Genomic DNA, 1,873 nt, shown 5'->3' on the forward strand with positions numbered 1-1,873 from the left:
GACCATCGGGCGGTTCGAGGACGCCAAGCACGCGGTGTTCGACAGCCCTCGCGTGCGCGAGCTCGCCGCGACCGCGTGGAACACGGCCAAGTCCGGGCTGCTGCGCTCGCTCGCCGACCCCGACAGCGGCCTGCGCCGGCGCGGCGCCCAGGCCCTCGCCGAGATCGGCGAGCGCCTGACGACGGATGCCGCGCTGCAGCGCCGCGTGGACTCGTGGGTCACCGACGCCGCGGTATTCCTCGTCGACCGCTACCGGCGCGACATCGCGTCGATCATCACCGACACGGTGGAGCGATGGGACCCCGCCGAGACCACCGAGAAGATCGAACTGATGGTGGGTCGTGACCTGCAGTACATCCGCCTCAACGGCACGATCGTCGGCGCGCTCGCGGGCCTCGCGATCTACGCGATCGCCCACGCGCTGCTGGGCTGACACGGGTACCCTGATCGCGTGAGCGCCCGACGGCCCGACCACCTGCTCTTCAGTTACGGCACGCTGCAGCATCCTGAGGTGCAGCTCGACACCTTCGGGCGCCTGCTCGACGGTGAGGACGACATCCTCCCCGGGTACACGGTCGACTACGTCGAGATCGAGGATCCGCGCGTCGTCGACCTGTCGGGGCTGTCTGTGCACCCCCTCGTGAGGACGACCGGCAACCCGCTCGACAAAGTCGTCGGCCGGGCGCTGCACCTCACCGAGGACGAGCTCGACGCGTCGGACGAGTACGAGGTGGCGCTGTACCGGCGCACGTCGGTCGTGCTCGCCAGCGGCCGCACCGCGTGGGTCTACGTCTCGGCGTGACGGACGGGTAGCGTCGACGCCGTGACGCTTTCCCACGACCTCCTCTGGCCGCGCGCGGGAGACTGGCCCTCGATCGACGACGGCGGCTGGGACGCCGCGATCCTGGGGATCCCCGCGTTCCGCACGTCTCTCTCGCCCACCGGCGCGCACGCCACGCCGGCCGCCCTGCGCCGGGCGCTGCGCCGCTACAGCCCGACGCTGCTCGGGCCCCCGCCGATAAACCTGAACGAGGTGCTGCGCATCGCCGACGCCGGCGACATCGACGAGCCGGACGGGCCGGCGGGCGAGGCATCCGTCCGCACCGCCGTCACCGCGCTGCGGGAGCGCGCCGAGCTCGTCATCGGGCTCGGCGGAGACAACTCGATCACCTACGCGATGGCGCAGGGCGCCGCCGCGACGGGCCTCATCACGCTCGACGCGCACTTCGATCTGCGCGACGGGGTGTCCAACGGCTCGCCGGTGCGCCGGCTCGTCGAGGACGGATTCGACCCGGCGCGGATCGTGCAGCTCGGCATCGCCGACTTCGCGAACTCGGTGGCGTACGCGCAGCGTGCCGCCGACCTCGGCATCACCGTCGTCACCCTCGACGACGTGCGCCGCCGCGGCGCGGCCGACGTCGTCGCCGAGGCCCTCGAGATCGCCGGAGCGGACGGCGGCGCGGTGCACCTCGACATCGACGTCGACGTGTGCGACCGGTCGGTCGCGCCGGGATGCCCGGCATCCGTCCCCGGGGGCCTGCAGGCATGGGAGCTGCGCACGCTGGTGCGGGCGGCGGCATCCGACGCACGCGTGCGCAGCGCCGACATCGTCGAGGTCGACGCGACGGCGGATGCCGCCGATTCGCGCACCGTGCGCCTCGCGGCACTGTGCGTGCTGGAGCTCCTGGCAGGGAAGGCCGTGACTCCATGATCACCCTGGTGCTGGTGCGGCACGCGAAGTCGGACTGGGGCGACCCGTCACCCGACGACCACGACCGTCCCCTGAACGACCGCGGCCGCCGCGACGCGCCGCGCATGGCCCGGCAGCTGGCCGAGACGGGATTCCGCCCCGACGCGATCCTCTCGAGCACCG

Annotated in this window: 3 protein-coding genes; all 3 read left to right on the top strand. The window is 72.8% G+C overall.

Annotated features, from left to right (window positions below; translation table 11 throughout):
* Nucleotides 1–433, top strand: a 433-nt coding sequence (locus tag EIO58_RS17150) for a DUF445 domain-containing protein (protein WP_164861835.1), incomplete at its 5' end; no start/stop codon positions are given.
* 18 nt (nucleotides 434–451) lie between these two features.
* Nucleotides 452–802, top strand: coding sequence for a gamma-glutamylcyclotransferase family protein (locus EIO58_RS17155; protein ID WP_205789358.1), 351 nt, complete (start codon nucleotides 452–454; stop codon nucleotides 800–802).
* A 21-nt stretch (nucleotides 803–823) separates the two neighbouring features.
* Complete coding sequence (locus EIO58_RS17160; RefSeq protein WP_127820470.1) at nucleotides 824–1,711, top strand: agmatinase family protein; 888 nt, start codon at nucleotides 824–826, stop codon at nucleotides 1,709–1,711.
* Nucleotides 1,712–1,873 lie beyond the last annotated feature (162 nt).

This window comes from Microbacterium sp. CPCC 204701, assembly GCF_004010105.1.
Taxonomy (GTDB): Bacteria; Actinomycetota; Actinomycetes; order Actinomycetales; family Microbacteriaceae; genus Microbacterium.